Below are 21,863 nucleotides of genomic sequence, written 5' to 3'. Positions count from 1 at the left end.
TAAGTTATTGGCAGTTTTGAAGAATGAAATCAGACCGTTCACGAACAGTTCCAAAAGGAACCTCGATACACTTATATCCTAGATCAGTATATATCTTTTTAAGAGAAAGGTGGATTTCTTGTGCTTGTTCAAAACTTTCAAATCGTTCCTCATCAGATACGTAAATCTGTTCCCAGGGTGGCAGCAAAAAAACATAATCATAAACATGATTCTGACACACTTCAATAAACCCCTTTTCATATTCTTGTCCAAAGTAATTCATGTATGCTAATACATCAGGAATTCCCCGGTCATAAAAAAGAATGTCTTTTTCTATTTCTTGAGCAGTAACAAATTGTTTTGTTCGCTCAGTAAGGATTTGTTTGTTAAACAGGTAGGGGTCAGAGACAGAAACAATAGGGTTGGATATCATTGTCTTCGAACCCTCCTTCTTTTTTGCTTCCTGAGTCATGGTTCGTATAACTTCATGAAAACAGAAAAAATGTGTTTTTTCTAATTCATTAATAATGGATGTCTTACCTGTGCCGGGAGCCCCGGTAATTACAATTCTTTTTTTTGCCAAAGGAACGGTTTTTTACAAATTTCGTAATTATAAAAGAATTTTGAAAAGAAGTTGATCAAAGTTTTCCTTACAGATTAAGCTTTTTGGTAGGATTTACATAAAATCAATATGTATTATTGGTTATTAATAGTAGTCCTCAATTATTTTTTTTTACTATAAAGGTCTGTTAAAATCAATTTTTAAAAAACTATTTTTTAGTAACTTCCATGGGAAATTAATTTCAGATCACCTTATTTAGACTAGTTAAATATAAAATTTAAAACATACGTTTCATGCCAATTTATAATTTAAAAGTAAATGGTCAATCTCATGCCGTTGAGGCTGATCAGGATACCCCTCTTTTATGGGTGTTAAGAGATCATTTGAATATGGTAGGCACCAAATTTGGTTGTGGTATTGGTCAATGCGGTGCATGTACCATTCATTTAGATGGTTCAGCTACCAGAAGCTGCCTACTTCAGGTTTCTATGGTTGATGATATGGAAATTACAACAATAGAAGGATTATCAGAAGATGGTGGGCACCCTGTACAGCAGGCCTGGAAAGAAGTAGATGTTCCGCAATGTGGATATTGTCAAGCAGGGCAAATAATGACAGCAGCATCCTTCTTGTCTCAAAATAATACACCAGATACATCAGAAATTAGAGATGCCATGAGTGGAAATATATGTAGATGCGCTGCATACAATAGAATTGAAAAGGCAGTAGCTGTTGCTGCAACTAAAATGAAGTAACCAGTTCAAAAAAAGTTTTAAAATGAAGAATCCTTTATCACCTTCATTAAGCAGAAGGTCTTTTATAAAAACATCTGCATTAGCGGGTGGCGGAATGTTAATTGGTTTTAATCTATTTCAGGCATGCAAACCAGAGGTAACTCCACCAGTTGATATAACCCAACTTAATTTTAATGATTTTAATGCCTTTATCAAAATAGCAGATAATGGAATGGTTACTATTTTTTCACCTAATCCTGAAATAGGGCAAGGAGTTAAAACAGCTATGCCTATGCTAATCGCAGAGGAGCTTGATGTATCTTGGGATAATGTTCTTGTAGTACAGGGAGCTCTGGATACCAAGAATTATACGAGACAAGTAGCAGGGGGAAGCCAATCAATTCGACATGGTTGGGAGCCTTTGCGACAAACTGGGGCAACAGCAAAGCAAATGCTTATAAATGCAGCGGCAGCGCAATGGGGTGTTAAGGCATCAGAATGTACTGCAAAAAATGGAGTGATTTCTAATTCTAGCGGAGCTACTCTCGGTTATGGTGATGTAGTTACAGCTGCAGCTGGACTCGAAGTACCAGAAAATGTAACTTTGAAAGACCCCAAAGATTTTACCATCATAGGAAAAGATATCCCTAATGTTGATCTTGATAAGATTATAACAGGTAAATCGCTTTATGGGTTAGATTACAAGGCAGATGGTATGGTATATGCCTCAGTACTGAGGCCTCCTTCTTTTGGTAAAAAGCTTATAGATTGCGATGAAACTAGTGTTAAAAAAATAACAGGTGTACTAGACGTAATTAAGTTTGGGGATAAAGTAGCAGTACTTGCTAAGGATACATGGACTGCCATGAAAGGTAAGAAAGACTTAAAAGTTACTTGGGAAGTAGATTCTAAATTAGAAAACACAGAAGATCACGATCAAATACTTACTAGCCTGTTAGAAGGTTCTGAGTTTAAGACCATGAGAAAAGATGGTAATGTTAAAGAAGCATTTGCCCAAGCAGATCAGGTAATAGAAAGAACATATGAGTCTCCTTTTTTACCTCATAATTGTATGGAACCTATGAACTTTTTTGCCGATGTTACAGATGAAAAAGTTCGTTTAGTAGGCCCGATACAGACACCAGCAGGAACGGCAGAAAGAGTCGCTAGGTTGTTAGAGCGAGATGTAGAGGATGTATCTGTAGAAATGACCAGAATGGGAGGTGGTTTTGGAAGACGTTTGTATGGTGACTTTGCTTTAGAAGCAGCAGAAATATCGAAGCTTGCCAAAAAACCGGTCAAGGTTGTTTATTCTAGAGAAGATGATATGACAGCGGGTATATATAGACCAGCTATAAAATATAGAATAAGTGCATCTATAAAGGATAATAAAATTACAGGATATCATCTGAAAGAAGCTTCTGTCAACTCAAACATGTATGGGCTAATCCCTAATTTTTTTCCTGCAGGTGCCATAGAAAATTATCAGGTCGATGTAGCAAATTACAAAAGTAACATCACCACAGGAGCTTGGCGAGCACCATATACCAATTTTTTGTCATTTGCAGAACAGAGTTTCTTTGATGAATTGTCAGAAATATTAGAGATTGATAGAATTAAACTTCGATTGGATCTTTTACAGAAAGTAAAAGGAACCACAGATGAAAAAATAGAGTATTCTCCAGAACGTTTGGAGAAAGTAATCCAATTAGCGGTAGATAAATCTGGTTGGGGTAATGCGAAAGAAGGAGTATACCAAGGGTTCAGTGCGTATTATTGTCATAATACTCACGTGGCAGAAGTGGCAGAGGTGGTATTAGAAAATGACTTGCCCATAGTTAAAAAAGTTACTTGTGTTGTGGATTGCGGAATTGTTGTGAATCCCTTAGGGGCAAAAAATCAAATTGAAGGAGGAGTGATTGATGGGATTGGGCACGCAATGTATGGTGATTTTGCATTTAAAGATGGAGAACCACAATATAAAAACTTCAATACTTACAAATTGATTCGCATGAATGAAACACCACTGGTCGAAACTCATTTTGTAGAAAGTAATGCCTCTCCGACAGGTTTAGGAGAACCTACCTTACCTCCTGCAGGTGCAGCTGTGGCTAACGCTATAAAAGCTGCAAAAGGAATTCGATTATATAAACAACCCTTTATTAAAAATATGAAAAGTAAGGATTTGTTAGGATAATATTACCAAATGACACACGAATTTAAAGAGATAATCACGTCTTATAAGACAGCACTAGAAAAAGGAATTCCTGCAGTGATGGCTACTGTTGTTGATGTAGATGGCTCATCGTATAGAAGACCCGGTGTCGGAATGTTACTATTACAAAATGGTAAAATTACAGGTGCCGTTAGCGGTGGTTGCGTTGAGAAAGAAGTGTGGAGACAAGCACAATCGGTTTTTAGTACAGGTCAATCTCGAATAATGATATATGATGGTAAATATCGTTTGGGGTGTGAGGGAACATTATTTATATTAATAGAACCTTTTTCTATTGATAAAAACAAGGTTTTGACAATACAAAACTACCTCAAGTTAAGAATACCTTTTACGATATCTTCATGGTATACAAAAAACGATACTAGTAAATCTATTGGTATGGGATCAAAGGTCACTTTTGAGAGTAATGAGGATATTGTTTTTTCTAATAAAGTTACTGGTGACCAAGACATTTCTTTATTATGTTTTTCACGAAGGGTGCACCCATGTTTTAGATTGATAATTGTCGGGGTAGAACATGATGCTATTCAACTTAGTGCTTTAGCATCAATTACGGGTTGGGAGGTGATAATCGTGGGGTCTTCAAAAAATGGTTTGAATCATAATGATTTCCCAGGAGCACTTCAAGTTTTATGTACTTCTCCAGAAGAAATGGATGTAGAAGGGATTGATGGTCAAACGGCTGTAGTACTTATGAATCATAATTTTGCAAAAGATCTTCTGTATTTAAGAGCTCTTAAGGATACTACACCTGCGTATATTGGTCTTTTAGGGCCAGCAAAAAGAAGAGAGAAATTACTTTCAGCATTTATAGAATATTTTCCGGAGGTGTCAGATCATTTTTTAGATTTGATTCACGGTCCGGCAGGACTTAATATAGGGGCAGAAACACCTCAGGAAATAGCAATATCAATTATTGCCGAAATTTTGGCCGTAACACGTGAACAAAATCCTATTTCGCTTCAAGAAAAAAAAGGTGCTATACATGATCAATCAAAACAGAAGGAAGTAAGAATTATTAGTGACTCACATTAAAAAAGTCTAAAGTAAGAAATGTATTAGGAGTTTTGTAATGAAGTTTTAGTCATCGGGTTTTTGAAATATATTTGTGGGTTCAACCCGCTTCACTTCGTTAACCCAGTTTACAATAAAAATTTTTCTTTGCAATTGAGTTTATGGAAGGCAAAACAGAAAAAATAGAAATTGAATTTTTGGATCATGTAGCAATTCGTGTATCTGATATCGATGCATCCGTGAAGTGGTATGAAAAAGTATTGGGACTAAAAAAATATAAATTATCAGAATGGGGAGATTTTCCCGTTTTTATGTTAGCTAATAAATCCGGTGTAGCCTTATTTCCTGCCAATAGTAAGGATAGAGTATTGGATCCAAAATCTAGAAATGTTAAGATTGATCATTTTGCTTTTAATGTAACAAATGAAAATTTTAAAAAAGCCAAAAAACAATACGAACACCTCAATTTAGAATTTAATATTCAAGATCATCATTATTTTCATTCAATTTATACAAAAGATCCAGATGGTCATACTGTTGAATTGACAACGATTATGGTAGATGAGAAAAGCTTTTATAAAAAATAAAATAATTACCGGGCAGCTAGAGATTTTGTCTTTTTAAATGTTTTTTTTGCAAACATCTACCTTAGAAGAAAACGAATTGATAAGCTTTTGTAATTAATATGAATGTTTTTTTTTTGGTGATTACAATTTTTCAGATTTTGATTGCGTTTGATGCGTAGATAGGGAAAGAAAAAAGATAATCTTTAGCGATAGCGTTATTTTTTTAGGCACGATATATAATATTTGTGAGTAATTAGGATAATTTATAGTGTGTTTTTTTTGTTGAAAAAAATATATACAGGTGTTTGGTTTACTTTTATATTTATTTTTGATAACCGTATCTTTGGCACTTGTTTTTTTAGCAATACAATTTGTATTTTGAAAGGACATGAAAAAGAGAACATCCTGTCGTATTCAACTTAGCTATTTAATTAATGTAAAGAGTATTGATAAGAAATTAATAACATAATTATAATTTATTTGTGAAGGACTCCGAAGAATTTTATAAAAAACTAAAAGAACAATTAGCTGATACTGCCATGTGGCCAACAGCATATTTATATAAGTTTATTGTACCTACAGACACTGCCAAGATAGAACAAATTGAAGCTATTTTTGATAATTTAGGTTCAGTAATTAGTACGAAACAATCTAAAAATGGAAAATATACAAGTGTATCTATAAATGTTCGAATGAAAAACCCTGATGAGGTAATTAAGAAATATAAAGAAGTTGGGGAGAAGGTTGAAGGTGTGATTTCTCTATAGGGTTTAATTATTAGATGATTTTAAAATCATTAATGTTTAGTAGTTTCATCTTGATATAAACCACTGTGATTATGGGATGTTAAGAATAAATTTGATTTGAATATAGCTTCCTTGTTTTATTTTAGTATTTTGCGAAACGAATTATAGAATGGTTCTTAAGATTATCAATTGTCAAAGCTTAGATGCATAGTGTTCAAAACAAGTCTCTAAACACTCATTCTGACAACACTTATATATTGATTTTTTGAACTGTCTCTACACAATTTTTACATAGATTTTATGGATATTTATAATTTAGAATACAATACTGAGCGCGAAAAGCTCATTATACCCGAATATGGTCGTCATTTACAAAAAATGATTAATCATGCTGTGGCGATAGAAGATAAAGAAGAGAGAAATAAGGTGGCGAAGTCCATTATTGCGGTAATGGGTAATTTACAACCACACTTACGTGATGTGCCTGAATTTCAGCATAAATTATGGGATCAGTTATTCATAATGAGTGATTTTAAATTAGATGTTGATACTCCATTTCCTGTACTAACCAAGGAAAAATTACAAGAAAGACCAGACCCATTAGAATATCCTCAGAATTTCCCTAAATATCGTTTTTACGGAAATAATATTAAGAGAATGATTGATGTGGCTAATAGTTGGGAAGAGGGTGATATGAAATCAGCCCTAACACTTACCATCGCTAATCATATGAAAAAATGTTATCTTAATTGGAACAAGGATACGGTGGAAGATGGAGCTATTTTTAATCATTTATACGAGTTAAGTGATGGTAAAATAAACCTAAAGGGAAGTAGTGAAGATCTAACAGACTCCTCGAATTTGTTGAGATCTAAAAAGAAAAAACATTCTTCGAATAACAGTGGTTCTAAAAAGAATTACAGAAGTAACAATAATCGCGGTAAGAAACGTTACTAAACCATAACCATATAAACTAACCAATAATTTCTTTTAACTACATGGGTACTTTTCAAATAGAGGGAGGACATAAGCTAAAAGGGGAAATCACACCTCAAGGAGCAAAAAATGAAGCCTTACAAATTCTTTGCGCAGTATTATTAACTCCAGAAGAAGTGATAATTAAGAATATACCCGATATTCGTGATGTTAATAAACTTATTGATATACTTAAAAACCTAGGAGTTAAGGTTTCTAAGATTGGTAAAGGAGCGTATACTTTTAAGAGTGATGATCTTAAACTTGAGTACTTAGAAAGTGAGCAGTTTAAGATAGAAGGGAGCGGACTTAGAGGTTCTATTATGATTGTTGGACCTTTATTGGCTCGATTTGGAAAAGGATATATACCACGCCCTGGAGGAGATAAAATAGGTAGAAGACGTTTGGATACTCATTTTGAGGGGTTTATTAATTTGGGTGCAGAGTTTCGATATAATAAGGAAGAACGATTTTATGGAGTAGAAGCACCCCAAGGATTGACAGGGACCTATATGTTGTTAGACGAAGCTTCTGTTACAGGAACTGCTAATATCGTAATGGCTGCAGTCCTTGCTAAAGGAGTTACCACTATATACAATGCCGCATGCGAACCGTATTTACAGCAGTTATGTAGAATGCTGAACTCTATGGGAGCCAAAATTAACGGAGTAGGTTCAAATCTTTTAACAATAGAAGGAGTTGATTCACTAAAAGGGTGTGAGCATAGAATTTTGCCGGATATGATCGAAATAGGATCATGGATAGGTTTGGCGGCAATGACTAAAAGTGAGGTTACTATAAAAAATGTAAGTTGGGAAAACTTAGGAGTGATTCCTAATACGTTTAGAAAATTAGGAATTACCTTAGAAAAAGTTGGGGATGATATTTATATCCCTGCGCATGTTGATGGATATCAAATAGAAAGTTATATAGATGGGTCCTTTATGACCATTGCAGATGCACCATGGCCGGGTTTTACGCCTGATTTATTAAGTATTGTTTTGGTGGTAGCAACACAGGCTAGAGGAGAGGTGATGGTACATCAAAAAATGTTCGAAAGTCGTTTGTTTTTTGTAGACAAACTAATTGATATGGGCGCAAAAATAATATTGTGTGATCCGCATAGGGCAACGATAATAGGACATGATTTTAAGTCTACCCTAAAAGCGACAACAATGGTTTCTCCTGATATAAGAGCGGGAATTTCACTTCTTATAGCGGCATTGGGAGCTAAAGGTACTTCTGTTATTCATAATATAGAACAAATTGATCGTGGATATGAGAATATTGATGAGAGATTAAGAGCAATAGGAGCAAAAATTATAAGAACCTCTTAAAAAGTATTTTTATGTAGGATTATAAGGGATTGTAAAATGAAATGTAGATCCTTTATCTTTTTTGCTTTCTAGCCATATTTTTCCGTCTAGCATATCTACATATGCTTTAGCTATAGATAGTCCAATACCGGCGCCTTCAATTGCATAACGCCCCTCTATTTCGGCTTGTACAAATCGTTCAAAAATTGCTCTTTGACGGTTTTTTTCTATACCTAAGCCAGTATCTTTTACATAAAAATATAGTGTCTCATCCTTTAAGGAATACCCGAATTCGATACTGCCTTCATTTGTGTATTTAATTGCGTTTTTAACCAAATTTGTTAGTATGGCATAGAATTTTTCTTTATCCGTATTAATAAGTGCATCATCTCCTGTTAACCCGTCTTTGTATGACAGTAGAATGCCTTTCTGATCTGTTTGAGGTTTAAAAAAGTTATATAAATATTCTGTTTGATTATTTATATCAACGGCACTCATGGTGATGCTTACTTGTCTTGCTTCTATTTTTGAGATGTCTATAATATCTTTAATAATATTAAGCATGCGTTCTCCACTTTCCTTAATTAGGTCAAGATACAATAGATGATCTTTACTGTCTAAATTAGGTTCTGTTAATAGTTCAGCAAGCCCCATTATACCGTTCATAGGTGTTCTAATCTCATGACTCATGTTGGCAAGAAAAGCAGATTTTAATCGATCACTTTCTTCTGCTTTTTCTTTGAGCTCACTAAGCTCTTGTTCATATAGTTTAATATTCGTGATGTCTGTAACAGTGCCTACATAACCGATGATTTGTTGGTTATCATTGTATTCAGGAATTGCTTGTCCTAGCACCCATATTATGGTGCCGTCGGGTTTGAGAAATCTATATTCAGAATGAGAAATTTCTTTTTTAGAGGCCGACTTTTGCCAATCTTGTTTTAATTTTTTTCTGTCTTCGGGGTGAACAGCATTAAACCATCCGTTTTTAAGTACGTCTTTTTGCGATAATCCCGAAATCGCACTCCATTTTGGGTTTACAAAAGATGTTTTCCCGTCTAATCCAGTCATAAAAATACCAACAGGAACAAGATTTGTTAATGTATGATACCTGTTTTCTGTATGCTGCATTGCCTTCTCTATAACTTCAAACTTTTGTTTGTAAGTGAGGGGCTGAAAAAAATCTTTAAACATTAAGTAATTAGGTTCGAATTTATCCTTCTCAAAATATTTTAAATATATAGTAGATAAGATGCTATATAAGAAAACGATCACTGCTTTTGATAGTACCCCCGAGTAAATAATGTTTTTTAGATTGTCGAGGTGCCAAAATGCAATCAATGTAAAAAGTATAGTGTCAAAACTCAATACTAATAGCATGGTAATTAATATTCTAAAAAACAATATGGATGTTCGTTTTGAAACAAACTCAAATAAATACATGATAAGTAGTGAATCTATATAAAGTATAAGCGCCCCTATTAGTAATACAGATATATTGGTATAGAAGAATTCTGTAGAACCATCAAAGGATGTGAAATTTTGACCTTCTCCAATATTGAGTCTAAAAACTAGTAAGAGAAAACAAAGTACAATATTTGCGATCACTAGCGAATAGATAAGCTTTCTTGCGGTACTGGCGTCTTCTTTAACATAAATCAGTAATATAGTAAATAAGGTAGCAGAAAATAAAATAGTGGACCCAGGAGAGATTGAAATAGTATCTGATATTTTAAAATAGATACTTCTTGCCAGAAAAACCTGAATAAACTGAAATAACCCTAAAGAAGTATATAGAACTCCCAGACCAAACATTGTTCGCAATCGGAATAGCAGAAGTGTCAAGAAAATAACTACGACTCCCTGCAATAAAAAAATTAGTATTTGATAAAAAATTATTGAGTCCATGAGGTGTAAAACCAACACATTACTGTGATAATCTGGTTTGTGATAACACTGACCAAATCTTTATTTAAATTTTTTTCTGTTTCCCTTGTTTTTATAAATCTACGAACAATTGTCAAGTTTTAGAGGGAAATAGAGCTAAAAAGTACTATAATTCAGTAATTCTCTATTATTAATAAAGATTTTTTAAGATAATTCTTCTTATTTCATGGTTTATTGGTGTTAAGTTTTTCGAACGTTACTCTCTTTCTTTTCTTTACTCTCCAATATTAGAGGGGGTAAGTCTACCTTTTTTAAGGTATCTATATCAATTTGGATATAGGACTCTTAATAATTCTTTAAAAATTGAAAAATAGTTTATTCTACTTCAGGTTTAACTACCTTACCTTAATTCAGCACCTAATTTATTCTCAAAGTTATGCTGTAATTTATTCATTATTTTATCGATTTGTTTATCTGTAAGAGTCTTTTTATTGTCTTGTATAGTAAAGCTTACAGCATAAGATTTTTTACCTTTAGGTAAGTTATCACCTTGATATACGTCAAAGAGATTGACATTTTTTAGAAGTTGTTTTTCTGTTTGCTTAGCTATTGTATGAATTTCTTCGAATTTTATAGAATCGTCTAATAAAAGAGCAAAATCTCGCCTTACTTCCGGGAATTTTGGTATTTCAGAAAACTTCACTTTGTTACGTTTTGCAAACTCTATTACAGCATCCCAGTTAAAGTCAGCGTATAATACTTCTTGAGTGATAGAAAAGTGTTTTAAGACACTTTTTTTTACGATCCCGAAATCTACTATATTAGTTTTCCCGATTCGCAATGAAACTCCTTCAGAAAACAAATCATTTTTTGTAGGTGCCGTCTGTGTTTTATTTAACCCTAGACGTTCTAATATTGATAATACAATACCTTTTATGTAGAAGAAGTCACTATTTTTTTGACGCTCTAGCCAACTTTCTTGATGGTTATTACCCGAGACAATTAGGCTAAGGTGTTTGTTTTCTATTCTTTCTTTTGTATAGTTATGATATGTTTTTCCGAATTCATAAAGTTTGAGATCCGTTCTTTTTCTATTGATATTGTAGGATATCGTTTCTAATCCCGAAAATAACATTGATTGTCTTAAAACAGCTAAATCATTACTAAGAGGATTAAGCATTTCTATATTATTTTTTATATCTAGTTGCTCGCTTAAATCAATATAGTTGGCTGTGGTCAGAGAATTAGTCATTGTTTCATTAAACCCTTGTCCAACCAATTGATTAGATATTGTATTTTGTAAAGTATGATCAGAGAATTTATCAATATTAGCGATTGATGCATTTAGTTTTTGGGTAAAACCAATATTATTATATCCATATACTCTGAGTACCTCTTCTATAACATCAGCCTCTCGCTGTACATCATTTCTATATGAAGGAATTGTGAGTCCTATTCCTGTTTCGGTCACACTATTTACCTTAATATCAAGAGAAGCCAGAATACGTTTTATGGTTTCTTGCGGAAGTTCTTCGCCAATTAGCTTAGTAGCATTTTCGAAAGATAGAAATACTTGAAAGTCTTCGATTTTCTTTGGGTATAGATCTGTAATTTCGCTAGAAATATTACCGCCAGCAATTTCTTGTATTAATAAAGCCGCTCTTTTTAATGCGTATTCTGTTATGTTAGGATCAATACCTCTCTCAAATCTAAAAGAAGCATCAGTATTTAAGTTATGTCTTTTGGCTGTTTTACGGATACTTACAGGATTAAAATAAGCACTTTCTAGAAATATAGAAGTGGTTTTTTCTGAGACTCCAGAATTTAACCCTCCAAATACTCCGGCAATACAGAGGGGTTTTACTGCATCACAGATCATTAAATCATCCTGATGTAATTCGCGTTCTGTTTCATCAAGAGTGGTAAATTTAGTGCCACTGGATAGGGTTTTTACTTCTATTTTATTTCCCTCTATTTGTTGCATATCAAAAGCATGCAGAGGCTGACCCAATTCATGGAGGACATAGTTTGTAACATCAACAACATTGTTTTTTGGAGTTATTCCTATCGCTTTTAGTCTATGTTGAAGCCATGAGGGAGATTCTGCAATTTTGATATCAGAAATTGTTAAACCACAATATCTAGGAGCCAAATCACTATTTTCTACTGATATGTCAATTTTATTTAATCTGTTTTCTACTCTAAAATTACTTACCGAAGGGGTTATAAGTTCTATGTTCCGGTCTTTTTGTTGTAAGCCAGCTTTTAGATCGCGTGCTGTACCCCAGTGACTCATTGCATCTGCTCTGTTCGGGGTTAACCCAATTTCGAAGACATGGTCATTTTCAATATCAAATATATCAGAAACATTTTTTCCTACGGCCACATCTGCATTCAACACCATAATACCATCATGACCATTCCCGAGACCTAATTCATCTTCAGCACAGATCATACCATGACTTTCTTCTCCTCTAATTTTCCCTTTTTTTATAGTCCACTCATTTCCATCTTTATCATACAACTTTGTTCCTATTGTAGCGACAGGAACTTTTTGCCCAGAAGCTACATTAGGAGCTCCACAAACAATCTGAACCGGATCTCCAAGACCAATATCTACTTTGGTTACATTTAATTTATCGGCATTCGGATGTTTGGTACAGCTAAGAACCTGACCAACAATGACTCCTTCTAATCCACCTTTAATACTTTGATATGACTCAATCCCTTCAACTTCAAGCCCTAAGTCGGTAAGTAGCTCACCAGTTTTTTCGGCATCCCAATCAAGGTTAATAAATTGTTTTAACCAGTTGTATGAAATCTTCATTTGTGCTCTTTATAAATTCAGGCGGTAAAGATACTATATTGAATAGAGGTTACAAACTAGAACGATTTTATCTTCATAAAAAAGTGATACTCTAAGTGAGTTTGAAGAAACAATTTTGGTTTTTGTTCGTTAACCTTATTTTGTTGAATGATACTTTTTGTGACTGTTATTACTTTTTAAAAGGCAAAAAATAATGTATATTTAAAAATCGTGTCAACTAACATTATACACAAATGAAAATATGTATTAAATTAATTTTTTTGTTGTTTCTTATAGGAATTACTTCTTGTAAAGATCTTAAGAAGGAGGAAGAAGAAACAAAAGTGATAGTAGAAAAAATAGAAGCTATTGAGACAGAATTAGACCAAATTTCTGAAGATGTCGATGCAAAAGTTAAAGAGCTAGAGGCATCCTTAGAGGATTTAGACAGTATTTAGAACATTTCTAAAAAGTATCTTTAGAAATTTCATTAATTAAAATTGTGAAAAATGAAACATATAAAATATTTAGTAATTATTGTAATTCTAGTTTTAGGGAATCAAACGATAAGTGCTCAAGAAGAATCAAAAAGTGCAAAGGAGAAAGAAGAATATACTTCTGAGAAAGGCAAAAAGAAGATGAATGGAGTAGAGGATAAGGCTATGGATATGCGAAAATATAAAGCAGAACAACGGGCAAAATTAGAAGGTTTAAAAGGCAAAGAATTGGGAGAGGCCAAAGTAGAACAAGTTAAGAAAAAGACCAAGTTGCATGTGACCAAGTTTGAAAAAGGAGAAGATAAAGTAAAGATGGGGCGCGAAAAAATTAAGGAAGCAAAAGAGAGGTTAGCCATAGCAAAAGAAGGAAAGGAAGGACAAGCTAGATTAACACAAGAGCAGATAGCGCAAAAAGAAGCAAAAATTGCAAAAGCAGAAAAGCAAGTAAATGATTTAGAAGAGTCTGTTAAAAAAGGAAAACAGAAAGCAAAGAAAGGAAAAGAAGCTTTAGACAAAGTTTATTCAGAAAAGCACTAGTAGTAGTGCTTTTTGAAATAAGAAAATATCCATTCAAAAATGTAAACCGAATGGATATTTTTTTAGAGGAAAGGGATGAAAAATTTATTCCAATAATCATAAATTTAATTAAATAAAAGGATCGTTTTTAAATATTATTTTAATTACGCTTCTATGTTAATTTAGTACATTAGTCAATCGTTACACACCAAGTTTTTAATACATGAGTAAAGCTGTTTATATTGCTACTATAGAACCTAATAGTGGTAAATCTATTGTTGTTTTAGGTTTAATGCGTATGCTTTTAGGTAAAGTTGCAAAAGTGGGGTATTTTAGGCCTATTATTGATGATCTTCCTGATAATGAAATAGATAATCATATTAATACGGTTGTTTCACATTTCGAATTAGATATTAATTTCAAGAATACATATGCGTTTACTAGAAGTGAGGTTTTACAGAAGTATAATCAAGGTAAGCCAAATGAGGTCATTGATGGTATTATTGAAAAATATAAGTACCTAGAAGAAAAGTTTGATTTTATTCTGGTAGAAGGAACTGATTTTTCTGATGAAGGCAGTATTATAGAGTTTGATATAAATGTTATTATTGCCAAAAACTTAGGTATTCCTTCTATAATTGTAGCTAGTGGTAAGGACAAGACATTAGAAGAGGTGGCAGGTAATCTTAAATTGGCCCACGATACTTTTATATCCAAAGACGTCGAAGTAGTTGCAGTAGTTGCGAATAAAATAGCAAACGGTTATGATTTGCAATTAAAGGCTCAATTAGAAGAAGATTTTGACACTCCAGTAGAACAAATAATAATACCAGAAATTAAATCACTTATTCTTCCAACATTGAAAGAAATAGTTAAAGAGTTAGATGGTAAGGTTTTATTCGGAAAAGAATTTGTGAATAATCAAACAGATAGTTTTGGTGTAGGAGCTATGCAGTTAAGAAATTACTTGACGCATTTAAAAGAGAATAGTTTGGTGATTACCCCTGGAGATAGGGCAGACATTATTCTAGGAGCATTACAAGCAAATTTATCTGATAATTATCCTAAAATTTCGGGGATTATCTTAACCGGAGGACTTATCCCAGAAAATTCTATTTTGCGATTAGTAGAAGGAGTTTCACCTTCAGTGCCAATTGTTTCTGTGCCTCAAGGTACATTTTCTGTTACCAATAGAATAGGTGCTATCAAATCTAAAATCTATGCAGATAATGAACAAAAAATTAATACATCAATTAGTGTGTTCGAGAAGCATGTGGACCAAGATAAGTTAATAGATTCTTTGATTACTTTTGAATCAGATAGTCTGACGCCAAGTATGTTTCAATATAATCTTTTGCGAAGAGCATTACAGCATAAAAAGCATATCGTTTTGCCAGAGGGTGAAGATGAAAGGATTTTAAAAGCAACTTCTAGGTTACTAGAATCTGGTGTTGTCGATATTACTTTAATCGGAGACGAAAAAATCATAAAGAATAAAGCGGTAACACTTGATATTGTAATTGACTTTAAAAAAGTGAATATTGTCTTTCCTACAAAATCTCCCTTTTATGAAGAATATGTTACGACTTTTTATGAATTAAGGAAACATAAAAACGTAAATATGGATATGGCCAGAGATATGATGGCGGATGTATCTTATTTTGGTACTATGATGATTTATAAAGGACATGCCGACGGAATGGTTTCTGGAGCAATTCATACAACACAACATACTATTCGCCCCGCATTACAATTTATTAAAACGAAACCGGGTGTAAAAGTTGTCTCATCGGTGTTTTTTATGTGCTTAGAGGATCGAGTTTCTGTTTTTGGAGATTGTGCTATAAATCCCAATCCCGATGCAAAGCAATTGGCCGAAATAGCAATTTCTTCTTCAGAATCGGCTTTGGCATTTGGTATAGAACCTAAAGTGGCAATGCTATCATACTCATCGGGTACTTCAGGAAAAGGCGAAGATGTAGAGGTGGTTAGAGAAGCCACAGCAATTGTCAAAGAAAGCCATCCAGAACTAAAAATAGAAGGCCCAATACAATATGATGCAGCCGTTGATATGCGGGTAGGTAAAAGTAAACTTCCAGATTCTGAAGTTGCAGGACAGGCAAGTGTATTGATATTTCCGGATCTCAATACAGGTAATAATACCTATAAAGCTGTACAGAGAGAAACCGGTGCTTTGGCAATTGGTCCGATGCTTCAAGGGTTGAATAAACCCGTAAATGACTTAAGTAGAGGGTGCACTGTGGATGATGTGTATAATACAGTTATTATTACAGCAATTCAGGCACAAGGTCTTTAATTAAAATATAAAAAAGTGTTGACCTTCTGATCTTAGAGGGTTGACTTGTAAGAAAATATGCAAATACTCGTTTTAAATTCAGGAAGTTCTTCAATAAAATTTCAATTGTTCGTAATGCCAGAAGCAAAGGTTGTTTGTTCGGGTTTGGTAGAACGTATAGGTTTAGAAGATGCAGTAATTAAGTACCAATCAAATGATAATACGATTGAAAAAGTTGATACAATCAAAAATCATAAAGAAGGATTGCAATTAATATCAACATACCTTATGGATGCCAATGTGGGGGTAATTCGTTCGGCTTCAGAAATTGATCTTGTAGGACATCGAGTTGTTCATGGTGGAAGCACTTTTGCTAAAACAGTCGTAATAAATGACGAAGTAAAACAAAAAATAGAAGAACTTTCTTCCTTGGCACCTTTGCATAATCCGGCTAACTTACAAGGAATATTGGTTGCCGAGGAAATTTTTTCTAAAGCAACACAAGTAGCTGTTTTTGATACTGCTTTTCATCAAACGATTCCTGATAAAGCATATAGATATGCTATTCCCTCAAAGTTTTTAGATGAAGAAAAAATAAGACTATATGGATTTCATGGTACGAGTCATAAATATGTTTCAGAAAAAGCAATTGATTTTTTAGGAAAAACGAGTTCTAAAGTTATTACGATTCATTTAGGTAACGGATGTAGTATGACCGCTGTAGAAGATGGAAAAAGTATTGATCATACCTTGGGTTTTGCTCCTATGAATGGTCTTATTATGGGTACAAGATGTGGAGATATCGACCCTGCCGTGATTTTTTACTTGGTAAGCAATTTGGGTTATTCGATAGAAAAAGTAAGCACTCTTTTGCAGAAAGAAAGCGGTATGTTGGGATTAACAGGTTATAGTGATTTACGAGATATCGAATCTGAAGCAGAAAAAGGAAATAAACAATGTCAACTTGCCTTAGAGATGAATGCCTACAGGATTAAGAAGTTTATTGGTTCTTATTGTTCTGTACTTAATGGCCTAGACGCTATTGTTTTTACTGCTGGTATCGGAGAAAATTCTGATTTTATGCGACAATTGGCTTGTGAGAATCTAGATTTTTTAGGGATCCAGTTAGATGAAGAAAAGAACAGTGTGAGATCTAAAGAAATCCGTGATATAAGTACAGTTTCTTCAAAAGTAAAAATACTGGTTATCCCTACAAATGAAGAGTTAGAAATAGCAAAACAATCATTTGATTTGATATCATAATTTTTCTAAGAGGTACATTCATCAAATGTAAGATGAATGTACCTTTTTTTCAGGTTAATAGAGAAGTCTACAAATTCCTGTAGAACAGTCTCCTGGTTCGCAAATGCTTCCTCCTGGGAATGAAATTCTACATTTACTTCGGCTACAACAAGTAATTGCCGTTGCACTTCCTGAAATTCGCTGTTGTTGTTTTTTTGAGAGTTCTTGAACCCCTTTTAAATCTAAGATTTTTTTCATGTTATAATAAGTTTGAATTAGTAATGCTTAAATGTAAAAATGGTTCCCGAAAACGAATGCACGGTTTTCAGTGATTATCATTATTTTAACCAATATCAAAAGATGGATGCCAAAAAGTACTTTTTGTATGTTTGACTTAACTGGGCTAAAAAAGAGAAGTAGTAAGGTTTGTGTGTATATATTAGGTGGTCAAAAGTTATGTTTAAAGCTACATTGATTAAAAAAAGCAAGCTAAAAAAGCTTGCTTTAGATCTAGTTTTTAAAAAAATAGTTAATAGAGTATACAGCTGCTTCCAAAACGATTACATCGTCCCGGTTCACAAAAACTAGCTCCACTAGAAAGAGTGATTCGGCATTGGTTAGTGCCACAACAACTTATGTAAATAGCACTTCCTTTGATTTGTTGCTGTTGTCGCTTTGAAAGTTCGCGAACTCCTGATAAATTTAAGATTTTTTTCATTGTCTGTGAGTTTGAATTAGAATATAAATTTAAATTAAATATTTGAAAATCAACAAGGTGTAATCAGTAGAAAAAGTAAGGAATTTATCTCGATAAGTACTTGTTTTCGGTTATATTAAAGGAGGCTAAATAGATTTAGAATTATGAAAGAAAAAATAGTAACAGAGGCTATTGAATATAGGAGATCTGTGCGTGTTTTTAGACAAGACAAAGAAATCGATACCGAGTTGGTGCGAACATGTATAAAGAATGCCACATTAGCTGCAACTAGTAGCAATATGCAATTATGGGAATTCTATCATATTACGACTCCAGATACAATGGTAAAAATGACTAAAGCATGTCTTGGTCAAAACGCTGCGAAAACGGCAAAGCAATTAGTTGTAGTTGTTGTTCGGAAGGATTTATGGCGAAAGCGCAGAAAAAGCAATATAGAATTTTTGAAAAGTGTATATGGAAACAAAAGTTTTGAGAGTTACTCTAAAAGAGAAAAATTTGCTTTCAATTATTATAAAAAATTAATACCAACTGTTTATTTTGATTTTGCTGGAATTTTGGGCTGGTTAAAATATGGCTTTTTTTGGTCTATTGGACTTTTTAAGCCAATATATAGACAGGTACGAAAAAGTGATATGAGAATTGTTGCTCATAAAAGTTGCGGATTGGCTGCTCAGAATTTTATGATTAGCATGGCCGCAATTGGTTATGATACCTGTCCGATGGAAGGAAGTGATACCCTAAGAATAAAGAGTATTTTGGGTATACCGCATGGGGCAGAAATCAATATGGTTATAGGATGTGGTATACGTGATGAAAAAGGAATATATGGACCTAGATTTAGAGTTCCTTTTAAGGAAGTCTACTACGAGGTATAAGTCATGAATAAGTCTCATCGAAATAACTTATTAACATTTTTTTTGGTTTTTAAATTATTCTTTTTCAGTGTTTTAACACTTGAGTTTTGTTTAATATCTATATTATCAACAACTTACGTAACTATTTGGTAACGTGCGCTGCTTGCTATGTTAATATTATAGCGTTAGTTTAGATCGCTTAATTATAATTTGTATATCACAAACTCACCACAAACCATGAAAAATACATTTTTAGTAGTATTCCTATTAATTTCTATTTCAGGATATTGTCAAATTCCTTCGTATTATGATGATGTCGATTTGACTCTTACCGGTCAATCATTAATGAATGAATTGTCGGATAAAGTAACCAATACACATACTAATTTTTTGTCCTATACCCCTGGTGTTTGGGATGCTTTAAAATTAGCTGATGTAAACCCAACAAACTCTTCTCAAGTTATTTTAATTTATGGATATGATGATACTGATGGAGACTTATCAACAGATAGAACTCGTGGGGTAGACGAAAATGGAGGTAATTCGGGTAATTGGAATCGCGAGCATACCTATCCAAAATCATTAGGGGAGCCTGATTTAGGTACTTCGGGTCCGGGAGCAGATGCACATCATCTAAGACCTTCAGATATTACTGCTAATTCTAGTCGAGGAAATAAAAAGTTTGCAGATGGATCGGGTAATGCCGGAACGACTTCTCAAGGGTATTGGTATCCTGGGGATGAGTTTAAAGGAGATGTAGCTCGTATGATGATGTACATGTATATTAGATATGGTAGTCGATGTTTACCTACTAACGTGGGGGAAGGAAGCTCAGTTTCTAGTGATGCTAATATGATTGATTTATTTCTGGATTGGAATGCTGAAGATCCGGTTTCTCAACTAGAAGAACAGCGTAATCCTATATTAGAAGGGTTGCAAGGTAATAGAAACCCATTTATCGATAATCCTGCTTTTGCTACAGAAATTTGGGGAGGAGCACAGGCAGAGGATTTATTTGGAGATGGAGGTACCGGTGATGGAGGAGGAGATAACGAATTATGTGATGCTACAATAACTTCTTTTCCGTATAATGAAAGTTTTGAAAGTGGCTTTGGTCAATGGAAACAAGCTTCTACAGATGATTTTGATTGGACAAGAAATTCAGGGTCGACGGCATCAAGTAATACAGGACCTAGTTCAGCAAGCGCAGGTTCTTATTATATTTATATGGAATCTTCGAGTCCGAATTACTCGAGTAAAGAAGCAATTTTATATTCACCATGCTTTGATATTAGTAATGCAAGTCAAGCGGACTTCTCTTTTCAATATCACTTATATGGTTCAAGCGCAATGGGTAGTCTTAGTTTAGAGATCAGTCTTAATGGTACAAGTTGGACTTCTATCTGGAGTAGATCTGGAAATCAAGGAAATTCTTGGCAAGAAGCATCGGTGGATTTATCATCTTATCTAGGAAGTGAGATTCAGTTGCGTTTTAATGGAGTTACCGGTACAACATGGCAAGGTGATATGGCAGTAGATGATATTAGTTTTTCTACTTCGGGAGGAAATACTGGTGGAGGTGATTCTTCAGTAGATGTGGCGCTAACAATAACTTTTGATAACTACCCAGAAGAAACCAGCTGGCAAATAATTGATGATAATAATTCGATAGTGTATTCTGGTGGTACTTATGGATCCCAAAGTGATGGGTCTACGATCACTCTTTCGAGATCGTTAGATGCTGGATGCTATACTTTGATTGTAGAAGATGAATATGGTGATGGTATCTGTTGTAGTTATGGTTATGGATCTTATGAATTAACAGAGACAAGCACAGGGACTACTTTGGCTTCTGGCGGAGCATTTAGTAGTATAGATTCAAATGCTTTTTGTGTAACAACCTCATCAAAAATATATGATGAGTCAGTAGAAAAAGAGTTTACTAATGTTGATTTTGAGTTGTTTCCTAATCCAGCCAAGGATATTATTACGATTAGAACATTGTCTAAAAATACTACTTTTAGTATAGTTAATCATATTGGTCAGATAATAAAGAAAGGTCAAGTTATAAGTAATACTCCTATAGAAGTGAGTTCATTATCTCCTGGATTCTATTTTACAATTGTAGAAGAAGAAGATGGAAAACAAATAACCAAAAAGTTTATTAAGAAATAATGTAGTCATATAGAGATTATTTTTATTTTATCAGAAACTCCTTACTTCTTAAGTTTATAAGAAGTAAGGAGTTTTTTGCGCATTATATTAAGGTGTATGATTGTTTTTATTTACTGATATATGTGTAGTGTAAAGATGGGGTTCATTTAATCAAATTTTAAAAGGAACTGTGGTTTATGTTTTTACATTTCTAGGGACTATACATACTTTGTTAAAATTTACTTGTGAATAGTTTAAGGTTTATTCTACTGATTTAATGGGGTTTATGAGGTTTTACTGTTATACCGCATTAATTATGCGTTCTTTAAACGAATACATTTAACAATTTGTGCCTATATTTATTATGGCATTTGGATATGTGTTTATAACTAGTTTGATACATGGTTCGTGCTTTACTTTTTGTATTTATATATTATGGTAATAATCAGGTATCAATATTTTAGAAGTAATAAAATTTAAATAGTAATAACCCTGCAATTTTAGAACTTAGGCGAGTCAATAAAATTGGGGTTTGAATAACGATTAAATCGTAAATCAATTATTGTGAATAGGCTATCAATTCGAGTTTTCCAGATTTTTTTACCTAAAAGGAGGTATTTATTATTACTCTAAGTGTTCAATACATTTAGAGTTAAAAATAACATCTTGAAATTACTCAATATATTGTATGTTTTTATGGTAGTCTATGATCTGTACTTTTTTGATTATTGGGGCTGTTTGTTAAAGTAGAAAATTATTATGGGG

18 protein-coding genes are annotated in these 21,863 nt (G+C 33.4%); 13 read left to right on the top strand and 5 right to left on the bottom strand.

The features are described from left to right. Positions 1 to 4 precede the first annotated feature (4 nt). Positions 5 to 562, bottom strand: coding sequence for an AAA family ATPase (locus tag DZ60_RS0100390; RefSeq protein WP_025739499.1), 558 nt, complete (start codon positions 560 to 562; stop codon positions 5 to 7). A 272-nt stretch (positions 563 to 834) separates the two neighbouring features. Between DZ60_RS0100390 and DZ60_RS0100385 the strand changes: the two genes are divergently transcribed. The 7 genes from DZ60_RS0100385 to murA all read left to right on the top strand — a co-directional run bounded on the left by DZ60_RS0100385 (position 835) and on the right by murA (position 8,149). Continuing rightward, complete coding sequence (locus tag DZ60_RS0100385; protein WP_025739497.1) at positions 835 to 1,296, top strand: (2Fe-2S)-binding protein; 462 nt, start codon at positions 835 to 837, stop codon at positions 1,294 to 1,296. Between the two features lie 22 nt (positions 1,297 to 1,318). Beyond that, positions 1,319 to 3,472 carry a xanthine dehydrogenase family protein molybdopterin-binding subunit gene (locus DZ60_RS0100380; protein WP_025739496.1) on the top strand — a complete coding sequence of 718 codons (2,154 nt, stop codon included), beginning with the start codon at positions 1,319 to 1,321 and terminating at the stop codon, positions 3,470 to 3,472. 9 nt (positions 3,473 to 3,481) lie between these two features. After that, on the top strand, positions 3,482 to 4,546 hold the full coding sequence (locus DZ60_RS0100375) for an XdhC family protein (RefSeq protein WP_025739494.1): 1,065 nt from the start codon (positions 3,482 to 3,484) through the stop codon (positions 4,544 to 4,546). A gap of 140 nt (positions 4,547 to 4,686) precedes the next feature. Further along, positions 4,687 to 5,112, top strand: a complete 426-nt coding sequence (locus tag DZ60_RS0100370) for a VOC family protein (RefSeq protein WP_025739492.1) — start codon at positions 4,687 to 4,689, stop codon at positions 5,110 to 5,112. Positions 5,113 to 5,630: 518 nt separating this feature from the next. Beyond that, complete coding sequence (locus DZ60_RS0100365) at positions 5,631 to 5,858, top strand: DUF493 family protein (RefSeq protein ID WP_081740339.1); 228 nt, start codon at positions 5,631 to 5,633, stop codon at positions 5,856 to 5,858. 279 nt (positions 5,859 to 6,137) lie between these two features. Then, positions 6,138 to 6,794 (top strand): DUF4290 domain-containing protein, encoded by a 657-nt coding sequence (locus DZ60_RS0100360; RefSeq protein WP_025739488.1) that lies wholly within the window; start codon positions 6,138 to 6,140, stop codon positions 6,792 to 6,794. A gap of 41 nt (positions 6,795 to 6,835) precedes the next feature. Further along, on the top strand, positions 6,836 to 8,149 hold the full coding sequence (gene murA / locus DZ60_RS0100355) for a UDP-N-acetylglucosamine 1-carboxyvinyltransferase (protein ID WP_025739486.1): 1,314 nt from the start codon (positions 6,836 to 6,838) through the stop codon (positions 8,147 to 8,149). Positions 8,150 to 8,158: 9 nt separating this feature from the next. On the opposite strand, the gene DZ60_RS23875 is transcribed toward murA, so the two are convergent. Beyond that, positions 8,159 to 10,036 (bottom strand): ATP-binding protein, encoded by a 1,878-nt coding sequence (locus tag DZ60_RS23875; protein ID WP_081740334.1) that lies wholly within the window; start codon positions 10,034 to 10,036, stop codon positions 8,159 to 8,161. A 379-nt stretch (positions 10,037 to 10,415) separates the two neighbouring features. Beyond that, positions 10,416 to 12,842 carry a phenylalanine--tRNA ligase subunit beta gene (gene pheT / locus DZ60_RS0100345; RefSeq protein ID WP_025739483.1) on the bottom strand — a complete coding sequence of 809 codons (2,427 nt, stop codon included), beginning with the start codon at positions 12,840 to 12,842 and terminating at the stop codon, positions 10,416 to 10,418. A gap of 233 nt (positions 12,843 to 13,075) precedes the next feature. Here pheT and DZ60_RS0100340 point away from each other — a divergent pair, with 233 nt between their 5' ends. The 4 genes from DZ60_RS0100340 to DZ60_RS0100325 all read left to right on the top strand — a co-directional run bounded on the left by DZ60_RS0100340 (position 13,076) and on the right by DZ60_RS0100325 (position 17,393). Further along, positions 13,076 to 13,279 carry a hypothetical protein gene (locus DZ60_RS0100340; RefSeq protein WP_025739482.1) on the top strand — a complete coding sequence of 68 codons (204 nt, stop codon included), beginning with the start codon at positions 13,076 to 13,078 and terminating at the stop codon, positions 13,277 to 13,279. A 51-nt stretch (positions 13,280 to 13,330) separates the two neighbouring features. Then, the gene (locus DZ60_RS0100335) at positions 13,331 to 13,855 is read left to right on the top strand and encodes a hypothetical protein (protein ID WP_025739480.1); all 525 of its coding nucleotides are present in this window, start codon (positions 13,331 to 13,333) and stop codon (positions 13,853 to 13,855) included. A gap of 202 nt (positions 13,856 to 14,057) precedes the next feature. Next, positions 14,058 to 16,151, top strand: coding sequence for a phosphate acetyltransferase (pta, locus tag DZ60_RS0100330; protein WP_025739478.1), 2,094 nt, complete (start codon positions 14,058 to 14,060; stop codon positions 16,149 to 16,151). A gap of 57 nt (positions 16,152 to 16,208) precedes the next feature. Next, positions 16,209 to 17,393, top strand: a complete 1,185-nt coding sequence (locus tag DZ60_RS0100325; RefSeq protein ID WP_025739476.1) for an acetate/propionate family kinase — start codon at positions 16,209 to 16,211, stop codon at positions 17,391 to 17,393. A 54-nt stretch (positions 17,394 to 17,447) separates the two neighbouring features. On the opposite strand, the gene DZ60_RS0100320 is transcribed toward DZ60_RS0100325, so the two are convergent. Beyond that, positions 17,448 to 17,630: a hypothetical protein gene (locus DZ60_RS0100320; RefSeq protein WP_025739474.1), complete on the bottom strand. Its 183-nt coding sequence runs from the start codon at positions 17,628 to 17,630 to the stop codon at positions 17,448 to 17,450. A gap of 271 nt (positions 17,631 to 17,901) precedes the next feature. Then, positions 17,902 to 18,090 carry a hypothetical protein gene (locus DZ60_RS24790; RefSeq protein ID WP_152537330.1) on the bottom strand — a complete coding sequence of 63 codons (189 nt, stop codon included), beginning with the start codon at positions 18,088 to 18,090 and terminating at the stop codon, positions 17,902 to 17,904. Positions 18,091 to 18,233: 143 nt separating this feature from the next. Here DZ60_RS24790 and DZ60_RS0100315 point away from each other — a divergent pair, with 143 nt between their 5' ends. Then, positions 18,234 to 18,965 carry a nitroreductase family protein gene (locus DZ60_RS0100315; RefSeq protein WP_025739472.1) on the top strand — a complete coding sequence of 244 codons (732 nt, stop codon included), beginning with the start codon at positions 18,234 to 18,236 and terminating at the stop codon, positions 18,963 to 18,965. 216 nt (positions 18,966 to 19,181) lie between these two features. Beyond that, positions 19,182 to 21,119: an endonuclease gene (locus DZ60_RS23870; protein ID WP_025739469.1), complete on the top strand. Its 1,938-nt coding sequence runs from the start codon at positions 19,182 to 19,184 to the stop codon at positions 21,117 to 21,119. Positions 21,120 to 21,863 lie beyond the last annotated feature (744 nt).

Source organism: Aquimarina pacifica, assembly GCF_000520955.1.
Classification (GTDB): domain Bacteria; phylum Bacteroidota; class Bacteroidia; order Flavobacteriales; family Flavobacteriaceae; genus Aquimarina; species Aquimarina pacifica.
Note: the sequence above shows the minus strand (reverse complement) of the source record. Positions and strands in the feature narration are given on the sequence as shown.

What these genes read in the sequence shown, in the direction of transcription:
- DZ60_RS0100385 (WP_025739497.1), top strand. Translation starts at nt 835, where the DNA reads ATGCCAATTTATAATTTAAAAGTAAATGGTCAATCTCATGCCGTTGAG.
- DZ60_RS0100380 (WP_025739496.1), top strand. Translation starts at nt 1,319, where the DNA reads ATGAAGAATCCTTTATCACCTTCATTAAGCAGAAGGTCTTTTATAAAA.
- DZ60_RS0100375 (WP_025739494.1), top strand. Translation starts at nt 3,482, where the DNA reads ATGACACACGAATTTAAAGAGATAATCACGTCTTATAAGACAGCACTA.
- DZ60_RS0100370 (WP_025739492.1), top strand. Translation starts at nt 4,687, where the DNA reads ATGGAAGGCAAAACAGAAAAAATAGAAATTGAATTTTTGGATCATGTA.
- DZ60_RS0100365 (WP_081740339.1), top strand. Translation starts at nt 5,631, where the DNA reads ATGTGGCCAACAGCATATTTATATAAGTTTATTGTACCTACAGACACT.
- DZ60_RS0100360 (WP_025739488.1), top strand. Translation starts at nt 6,138, where the DNA reads ATGGATATTTATAATTTAGAATACAATACTGAGCGCGAAAAGCTCATT.
- murA (WP_025739486.1), top strand. Translation starts at nt 6,836, where the DNA reads ATGGGTACTTTTCAAATAGAGGGAGGACATAAGCTAAAAGGGGAAATC.
- DZ60_RS23875 (WP_081740334.1), bottom strand. Translation starts at nt 10,036, where the DNA reads ATGGACTCAATAATTTTTTATCAAATACTAATTTTTTTATTGCAGGGA.
- pheT (WP_025739483.1), bottom strand. Translation starts at nt 12,842, where the DNA reads ATGAAGATTTCATACAACTGGTTAAAACAATTTATTAACCTTGATTGG.
- DZ60_RS0100340 (WP_025739482.1), top strand. Translation starts at nt 13,076, where the DNA reads ATGAAAATATGTATTAAATTAATTTTTTTGTTGTTTCTTATAGGAATT.
- DZ60_RS0100335 (WP_025739480.1), top strand. Translation starts at nt 13,331, where the DNA reads ATGAAACATATAAAATATTTAGTAATTATTGTAATTCTAGTTTTAGGG.
- pta (WP_025739478.1), top strand. Translation starts at nt 14,058, where the DNA reads ATGAGTAAAGCTGTTTATATTGCTACTATAGAACCTAATAGTGGTAAA.
- DZ60_RS0100325 (WP_025739476.1), top strand. Translation starts at nt 16,209, where the DNA reads ATGCAAATACTCGTTTTAAATTCAGGAAGTTCTTCAATAAAATTTCAA.
- DZ60_RS0100320 (WP_025739474.1), bottom strand. Translation starts at nt 17,630, where the DNA reads ATGAAAAAAATCTTAGATTTAAAAGGGGTTCAAGAACTCTCAAAAAAA.
- DZ60_RS24790 (WP_152537330.1), bottom strand. Translation starts at nt 18,090, where the DNA reads ATGAAAAAAATCTTAAATTTATCAGGAGTTCGCGAACTTTCAAAGCGA.
- DZ60_RS0100315 (WP_025739472.1), top strand. Translation starts at nt 18,234, where the DNA reads ATGAAAGAAAAAATAGTAACAGAGGCTATTGAATATAGGAGATCTGTG.
- DZ60_RS23870 (WP_025739469.1), top strand. Translation starts at nt 19,182, where the DNA reads ATGAAAAATACATTTTTAGTAGTATTCCTATTAATTTCTATTTCAGGA.